The 7524-nt window shown below is 44.4% G+C and carries 8 protein-coding genes and 1 other RNA gene; 3 read left to right on the plus strand and 6 right to left on the minus strand.

What is annotated here, in order from left to right; genetic code table 11:
- Positions 1–143 precede the first annotated feature (143 nt).
- Positions 144–443 carry a transposase gene (locus tag AYJ08_RS23145; protein WP_157452892.1) on the minus strand — a complete coding sequence of 100 codons (300 nt, stop codon included), beginning with the start codon at positions 441–443 and terminating at the stop codon, positions 144–146.
- A gap of 89 nt (positions 444–532) precedes the next feature.
- The gene (locus tag AYJ08_RS18420; RefSeq protein WP_064018938.1) at positions 533–904 is read right to left on the minus strand and encodes an IS5/IS1182 family transposase; all 372 of its coding nucleotides are present in this window, start codon (positions 902–904) and stop codon (positions 533–535) included.
- Positions 905–1001: 97 nt separating this feature from the next.
- Between AYJ08_RS18420 and AYJ08_RS24585 the strand changes: the two genes are divergently transcribed.
- A complete protein-coding gene (locus tag AYJ08_RS24585) occupies positions 1002–1562 on the plus strand; it encodes a recombinase family protein (RefSeq protein WP_231929162.1) in 561 nt (186 codons plus the stop codon).
- Position 1563: 1 nt separating this feature from the next.
- Positions 1564–1851, plus strand: coding sequence for a recombinase family protein (locus AYJ08_RS24590; protein ID WP_231929164.1), 288 nt, complete (start codon positions 1564–1566; stop codon positions 1849–1851).
- A gap of 497 nt (positions 1852–2348) precedes the next feature.
- Here the strand turns inward: AYJ08_RS24590 and ssrA are convergent.
- The 4 genes from ssrA to secG all read right to left on the minus strand — a co-directional run bounded on the left by ssrA (position 2349) and on the right by secG (position 6386).
- Positions 2349–2703: a transfer-messenger RNA gene (gene ssrA, locus AYJ08_RS18430) on the minus strand.
- 190 nt (positions 2704–2893) lie between these two features.
- A complete protein-coding gene (smpB, locus tag AYJ08_RS18435) occupies positions 2894–3367 on the minus strand; it encodes an SsrA-binding protein SmpB (protein WP_031411713.1) in 474 nt (157 codons plus the stop codon).
- A 104-nt stretch (positions 3368–3471) separates the two neighbouring features.
- The gene (rnr, locus tag AYJ08_RS18440) at positions 3472–5961 is read right to left on the minus strand and encodes a ribonuclease R (RefSeq protein ID WP_064018939.1); all 2490 of its coding nucleotides are present in this window, start codon (positions 5959–5961) and stop codon (positions 3472–3474) included.
- 182 nt (positions 5962–6143) lie between these two features.
- Complete coding sequence (gene secG / locus AYJ08_RS18445) at positions 6144–6386, minus strand: preprotein translocase subunit SecG (RefSeq protein ID WP_003334399.1); 243 nt, start codon at positions 6384–6386, stop codon at positions 6144–6146.
- Between the two features lie 419 nt (positions 6387–6805).
- Here secG and AYJ08_RS18450 point away from each other — a divergent pair, with 419 nt between their 5' ends.
- Positions 6806–7207, plus strand: coding sequence for a c-type cytochrome (locus AYJ08_RS18450; RefSeq protein ID WP_064018940.1), 402 nt, complete (start codon positions 6806–6808; stop codon positions 7205–7207).
- The last annotated feature ends 317 nt before the right edge of the window (positions 7208–7524 follow it).

The following is a 7524-nucleotide window of genomic DNA, read 5'->3' on the forward strand; positions in this document are numbered from 1 at the left end:
ACTGATACGCTAAGGAGGGCGATACAGTAGCAGCGCCGGATAATTCAAATTGCAACATTCTGAGAACCCCTTCAATTGATATCAAACTTTTCCGACAACAATTTAATGGTGGTTAGGATATTTCTAGGGTGTGTTTTCAAAGCCTAAGCCAACCAAATCATAGCCGAGGCGAGCTTTAAGAAAGTGACAAAGGTACGAGGCAATTTATCGTACCGGGTCGTCAGTCGGCGATTATGCTTCAGCTTGTTGAACAAGCACTCGACCAAGTGACGCTCTTTGAACAGCCGCCCATCGGTTAGACGTTTGGACGGTGCGATGCTTGCAACTGGGAATGACCACATGCGCCTACTTCTCTTCCAGCAGTGCGAAGATCTTGTTTGTGTCATATCCGTAGTCTGCCATAACGTTCTTGCCTTCGACATCCATCTTTTACAGGATCTCATAGCCCGTTACGTAGTCGTTCACGTTGCCGGCGTTCCTTCCTATTTCAACGGGTAGCCGAGTGCGTCCACGACCGCGTGGACTTTGGAGGCTAAGCCTCCCAGTGAAATTCCGATCGCTTGGAATTGCTGCCTCTTTTTGCTTTGGCCCCGTGCTGGTGAACCCGGATGATGGAGGCATCGATCATGACGCTTTCGGCATCCGGTTCAGCGTCCCGTACTTCGAGCCGGTCGAGCAGGCCCGCTTGTTCCCAGCGGCGGAACCGCATATACACGGAATGCCACGCTCCATAATAGTCGGGCAGATCCCGCAATGCTGCTTCCGAGCGGACCACACAAAGTATCGCATTCAGCATCTGGCGATTGTCCTTCGCCGGACGTCTGCCTTGTGCCTTCCGCTCAGGTGGCAAGAGGTCTTTAAGCTTTTCACATTGGTCGGCGCGTAGTTCGTATCGTCTCCCCATATGAAAAGTTTACCAAATTTTAAGACGCATTCAAAGTCTGAAAACACGCCCTAGCGACAACCAGCGAGACGAATCAATCGATGCTCAAAATCGAGCCATTGAGGAGTATGCCAAACTAAACAACTTCGAAATCGTAAAGGTCTACGCAGATCGAGCCAAAAGTGCTACATCGGACAAGCAACCTGAATTTCAAAAAATGATTCATGATAGCGCACTCAACCTGTTTGAATACGTAATCGTCCACAAGCTAGACCGCTTCAGACGCGACAGGTACGACAATAGCCACTATAAAAGAAAACTAAGACAGAATGGCGTACGAGTTCTGAGTGTGACAGAAAACCTGGATGACTCACCTGAGAGTATTATGCTTGAATTTGTTATCGAAGGAATGGCGGCATACTGCAGCAAAAACCTAACCCGAGAAGTGATGAAAGGCATAAAAGAAAATGCCTTTCAATACAAGCATACAGGCGGTCTCTCTCCCCTCGGTTACGACGTCGATCCAGTCTCCAAACAGTACGTCATTAACGAGACAGAAGCTGCTCAAGTTAAAATGATCTTTCTATGTAACTGGATGGGTACGGGTACAACAAAATCATCGATGCACCAACGCCAAAGGCTACAAAATAAAGCTGGGAAAACCTTTCGGCAAGAATAGCATTCATGACATCCTGCGAAATGAAAAGTACTCCGGCGTGTATGTTTTCAACAAGACCGCGAGCAAGAACGCTTTCGGCAAGCGTAATGGACATGCCATAAAAGACGATGAGGATGTGGTCCGCGTCCCAGACGGAATGCCAGCCCTCATCTCCCCCGAAGATTACCAGAAAGTCTTTGAAAAAATGAAAGCCAACAAGCGTTCTCCAGCAGCGTACGAGGCAACAGAAACCTATCTCCTCAGCGGCCTGATCGTCTGCGGCGAATGCCTTGAGAAACACGATCACTAGTTCGCTATGATGGATGGACAACTCCCACCCCTTCGACAGAAACAAAATAACGTACGTGACATACCGGAGTGGCAATCGAGACAACAAAAAGAACTGTGACAACAAGGAATTGCGAAGAGAGCACATCGAAAACTTCGTGATTTCCGAACTACACGCCCAGATTTTCAATGACGATGTGATCCCCCATCTAGTCGAGCAGTTGAACGAGCATTAGAACTCGCTAAATACTGAGCGGCAGGAAGATCTGTCGGTACTAAAAGCAAACTCCAGGAAGTCAACAAACAGCTCGACAACATCGTTTCGGCAGTTGCCCAAGGCTTCACTCAAGCGACGTTCATGGAAAAAATGACGGAACTAGAGGAGCAGAGAAACCATCTGGAGTTTAACATCAAAGAACTCGATCTGAATAACAAAAAAACAGTCATCACGGAGGACATCCTGCGACAACTGTTTGGCATGTTCAAGACTTATGTAACTGAGAAAATTGTGGATTTGTTAGGTGGAGGCGGGGGGATTCGAACCCCCGTCCGAAAACAGCGATACATGAGCATCTCCGAGCGCAGTCACTCATTTATGTTTCGGTAGTGGATTCGCGGAGTGACGCGCTGACCCGCTACCTAGTCTGATTGATCTTCTTCCATCAGCTCCAGACGGAAGCCTCAGGCGTATCCCACTAAGAGTGAGTGCTAGTCACGCCACATGGGCGATGGAGTGGTAGCACCTAGCTGAGATTAGGCAGCTAGAGAAAGTTGTTTGTTGCCAGTTAATGGCTTTCCGCGTTGTTGACGAGGTCCGCAGCCCCCCGGCTCGCTTCTCATGCTCTACCATCCCCGTCGAATCCAAAACGCCCCCAGGATAGAAAGAGCAAAGAAAACTTATTCAGTTTTTCTTTACTACACAGCCTCATATAAAATAAATGGCTTGCAACGATGTCTCGAATCGTCCATCGTTGTACACCTATACTACCACAGTTTACGTAAAAATCTCAATGTGAGTTACTGGCAGAGTTGGAAGAACTGCCGCCTGAAGCCGTTCTTTTCCTCTAATATTTCTGACGGTCTCTCAGCGCTCTCGCAACCTCGCGTTGGGCATCCTTTTTCTTCAGGTCCTCACGCTTGTCATAATTCTTTTTCCCACGGACAACAGCAAGCTCAAGCTTTGCCCAGCCGTTTTTTAAATAAATGCTAAGCGGAACAAGGGAATATCCCTGTTCACGAATCAAGCTGTTCAATTTCAGAATCTCCAAACGCTTCATTAACAAACGGCGATTGCGTTCAGGTTCATGATTGAATCGATTGCCTTGATCGTAAGGGCTAATATGCACGTTATACAAGATTAGCTCTCCATTAACAATACGAGCAAAACTATCCTTCAGCTGCACTCGTCCGCCTCGAATCGACTTGATTTCCGTACCGGTTAGCTCGATACCTGCCTCCATCACTTCTTCAATGTGATAATCATGTCGGGCTTTTCTGTTTTGGACTACAGTTTTTGTTCCTTTTTTAGAAACGGTCACGGAAATCACCTCATCTGAGCAAGAGTAGTGCCTTTAATTTTAACAAAAATAAGACAAGAAGGCAATGCTTTGTACTCCATTGCCTTCTTGCGACTCTTCTAGGATTATCTCCGCTTACGCTTCGCTTGTTTTACCACGGATTTTCGTTTTTTCTTTTGCTTGGAGCTTACAAAATCCTCCCAAAAGCCCTTTTGTTTGGTTTCCACTGCTTCCTGATTTTCTTGGCCTGGAAGTGAGATAAACCGTCCCGTTCCTGTTTTACCAGTTGAACGGCGTTGAGCATCTTTTCCACGGGTATTCTGATCGCCTTGATTTCGTTCCTGCTTACGCTTCCGTTTCGCAGCCGCCGGACCCGTATCTTTATAAGACTTCGAACGACGCTGTTTTCGATTGCCACCGCGATCTTTGTCTCGGCCATTACCATTAATCACTTTTGCCTGACGAGATCTGTTAAATCGCAGCTCACTTGGTTTTTTCATACCTACGATTTCAAAGTCAATGGTACGCTCGTCAACATTAACAGTAGTTACACGGACCAATACCTCATCGCCAATGCGATACTGCTTACCTGTACGTTCTCCGATCAAAGCGTACATTTTTTCATGGTAATTATAATAGTCATCTGTTAGATAGCTAACGTGGACTAATCCCTCAATCGTGTTTGGCAGCTCTACAAAGATACCGAAGGAGGTGACACTTGAAATCACGCCCTCGAACTCTTCGCCAATATGCTGTAGCATGTACTCTGCTTTTTTCAGATCGTCTGTTTCGCGCTCGGCATCTACCGCTACGCGTTCTCGTTGTGAAGTATGTTCTGCGATGATTGGCATTTCAGCAGTCCAATATGCCTCTTCCTTCGCATCAAGCTGTTTTTTCTCCAACCATAAACGAATCATTCGGTGCACAATTAAATCCGGATAACGGCGAATAGGCGAAGTAAAATGCGTATAGTAATCGGTAGATAGCCCAAAGTGTCCCATACTTTCCGCATCGTAACGTGCCTGCTTCATGGAACGAAGCAATACCGTACTAATAATGACTTCTTCTGGTGTCCCCTTGATTTCCTCTAACAGCTGCTGTAACGCTTTTGGATGGACCGACGTTCCCTTGCCTCGCACGCTGTATCCAAAGCTAGTGATGAACTCCATGAAGTTTTGTAGCTTTTCTTCCTTTGGGTCTTCATGAATCCGGTAAATAAAAGGACGCTTCAGCTTATGGAAGTGTTCTGCAACTGTTTCATTGGCTGCGAGCATGAACTCTTCAATGATTTGCTCAGCTATGGAGCGCGTGCGGAAGCCGATATCGGTTGGTGTTCCTTCAGCGTCTACATAAATCTTAGCCTCACGGAAATCAAAATCGATAGCCCCGCGCTGCATCCGTTTTTTACGCAATTTGAGACAAAGTTCTTCCATGCTTTCAAACATCGGGACTAATTCCTGATATTTCTCACGTAACTCCTGATCCTGATCCTGTAAAATACTACGCACATCTGCATATGTCATTCGCTCGTTGGTTCGAATCACACTTAAATAGATATCATACGAAACAACATTAGCCCCTGCATCAAATTCCATATCACAGGTAATCGTTAACCGATCCACTTTTGGATTTAAGCTACAAATACCGTTTGATAACCGGTGTGGGATCATCGGAATGACTCGATCCACAAGATACACGCTTGTACCACGTCTGTATGCTTCCTGATCTAGCGCTGATTTTCCTTTTACATAATAGCTAACATCAGCAATGTGAACGCCTAGACGCACATTCCCGTTCTCTAATTGCTCCAGAGAAACGGCATCGTCCAAATCCTTTGCATCTGCTCCATCAATAGTGACCATCATGCGCTCACGCAGGTCGCGTCTACCTTTTATCTCTTCATCCGAAATTCTATCAGGAGCCGCTTCGGCTTCTGATAGAACATCATCGGGAAAGCCCTCTGGTAAGTTAAACTTTCTAATAATCGAAAGGATATCCACCCCAGGATCGTTTTTATGCCCTAGAATCTCGGTTATTTCACCTTCAGGGTTTCCTCTACCCTCTGCATACTTAACGATCTGTACAACCACTTTATGGCCGTCTACAGCCCCATTTACTGCTTGCTGTGGGATAAAGATATCTTTGCCAATCCGCTTGTCATCTGGAATAACAAAGCCATAGTGGCGCTCATCCTGATAGGTTCCGACAATCGTATTGGTGCTACGTTCCACTATCCGAACGATTTTACCCTCCAGCCGACTTCCGAATGCTTCTTTTTCCACTCGAACTAATACCGTATCCCCGTGCATTGCTCCCTGCATATCATTCGAGTGCACATACACATCCTCTTCGCCTTGAGTCTCAGGAATGACAAAGCCAAACCCTTTAGGATGGTTTTGTAGCCTACCGCGAATCAAATTCATTTTTTCTGGAATCCCATAGCGGTTAGCGCGTGTACGTACAACTTCCCCATTATCCTCAAGCTGATTCAAGGTTTTTACTAGTTGCTTAAAATCGTTCGAGCCCTGTAAGCCAAACGCTTCTTCTAGTTCATGTATTGTCATCGGATGATACGCCTGTTCCCTCATAAAGGAAAGGATATCTATATCTTTCATGTAAAAGCTCCTTTTTTCTTGATTATGTTTTAGTATGCCAAGTTATGTTCAACACAAAACATGTTCTTATTTCGTAACTTTCCTTACTATTGTACCCGTCATTTATTTCTTTGTACCATCATATGTAGAAATGCGTACAAAAAAAGACAGCAACACAAAAGCGTCTGCTGTCTTTTTACCATTTACTTTGCTTGAAGGAAGAATGCCAGCAAGATAGCGGATAGCATAAATAATACAGCGAGAACCACTGTGATTTTACCTAAAACAGCATCCATTCCTCTTGCTTTCTGTTTACCAACAAGTTGTTCAGCCCCACCGCTAATTGCACCAGAAAGACCGGCGCTTTTACCGGATTGCAGAAGAACGACAAGAATTAAACCGATAGCGGAAACTATTAAGAAAATCTTTGCAAGTAAAGCTAGCATAATATTTCACCTCGTTACAATGTAAGTACAACCGACCCTTCATTGTCTATAATCTTTACTTTACCACAATTAAAAGGGAACAACAACTTGCTGAAACATCCTTTCCATACACTTCCAGACAATGGATTCCCTATACAAAAAATTGCCAAGGTTTTATAATGATAAATGTCAGACTTTTTTAGATTAATCAATTTATTTCACTTTTAATCTTTACCTTTTTTACCGATAAAAGCGCTTACTTTATCCATCATTTTGAATATGTTTCTATAATAAGGTAAGAAAACATAAGTTCTTTAAATATTGTCAGAATTGTGTACATTGTGAACTAGTGTGTCACTTTCCTTGCAAGTACACTGCTTTTCCCGTAAAATGCAAGTAGGTTTCATTCTTATATCTAGTATCTAGGAGGTTCCTTTCGCATGGCTGGTTCAAACTTTAAGAAAGACGTGAATCAAAACGACGTAGTTGACTCGGCGAAAGCATTTGGGTTCTCTTTTGGTATCTTGTTCCTCGTTTTCGTACTGTTCCTCGTGGCCTCTATTATTTATCCGCCTAAACATGGCGAAGAAGCAAAGGGCGGCGGAGCTGGTGGAACTACCAATATCAATGCTGAACAAATCGTTAAACAAAGTTGTACATCCTGTCACGGTCAAAACTTGGAAGGTATGGTAGGCCCTGCACTTGCTAACATCGGCTCACAGCTTGATGAAAAAGCGATAAGTGATGTCATCAAAAACGGTAAAGGTTCTATGCCAAAAGGTATTCTTAAAGATGCAAAGGAAATATCAGCAGTATCTAAATGGTTGTCTGAAAAGAAATAATTCATTTACTCTTCCGAACACATCAAAAATATATCAGACGAACGCCTTACCTGATATAGTCAAAAGCTCTGATCGTCCAAATGACGTCAGAGCTTCTTTGTTTTTGTAAGAGATGATGGCGATGATGCATCTCTACCAAGGCATATCACTCCTGCGCAATCAATGCTCCTAAGGCTGGATGCGGCAGCTTTAGATGAGACGGAATTTCCTCACCTTCGCTCACTTCCTCATACTCTCCAGCACACTTTTTAAGCCTTGTTCTACTTCTTCATTATAAAAAAAAGACACCCTTGCAAAATGAAGTGCACCCCTTAAAG

It is taken from the genome of Brevibacillus sp. SKDU10, assembly GCF_001645205.1.
GTDB classification, from domain to species: Bacteria; Bacillota; Bacilli; order Brevibacillales; family Brevibacillaceae; genus Brevibacillus_B; species Brevibacillus_B halotolerans.

What these genes read in the sequence shown, in the direction of transcription:
- rnr (WP_064018939.1), bottom strand. Translation starts at nt 5,961, where the DNA reads ATGAAAGATATAGATATCCTTTCCTTTATGAGGGAACAGGCGTATCAT.
- AYJ08_RS18420 (WP_064018938.1), bottom strand. Translation starts at nt 904, where the DNA reads ATGGGGAGACGATACGAACTACGCGCCGACCAATGTGAAAAGCTTAAA.
- AYJ08_RS18450 (WP_064018940.1), top strand. Translation starts at nt 6,806, where the DNA reads ATGGCTGGTTCAAACTTTAAGAAAGACGTGAATCAAAACGACGTAGTT.
- AYJ08_RS23145 (WP_157452892.1), bottom strand. Translation starts at nt 443, where the DNA reads ATGAGATCCTGTAAAAGATGGATGTCGAAGGCAAGAACGTTATGGCAG.
- secG (WP_003334399.1), bottom strand. Translation starts at nt 6,386, where the DNA reads ATGCTAGCTTTACTTGCAAAGATTTTCTTAATAGTTTCCGCTATCGGT.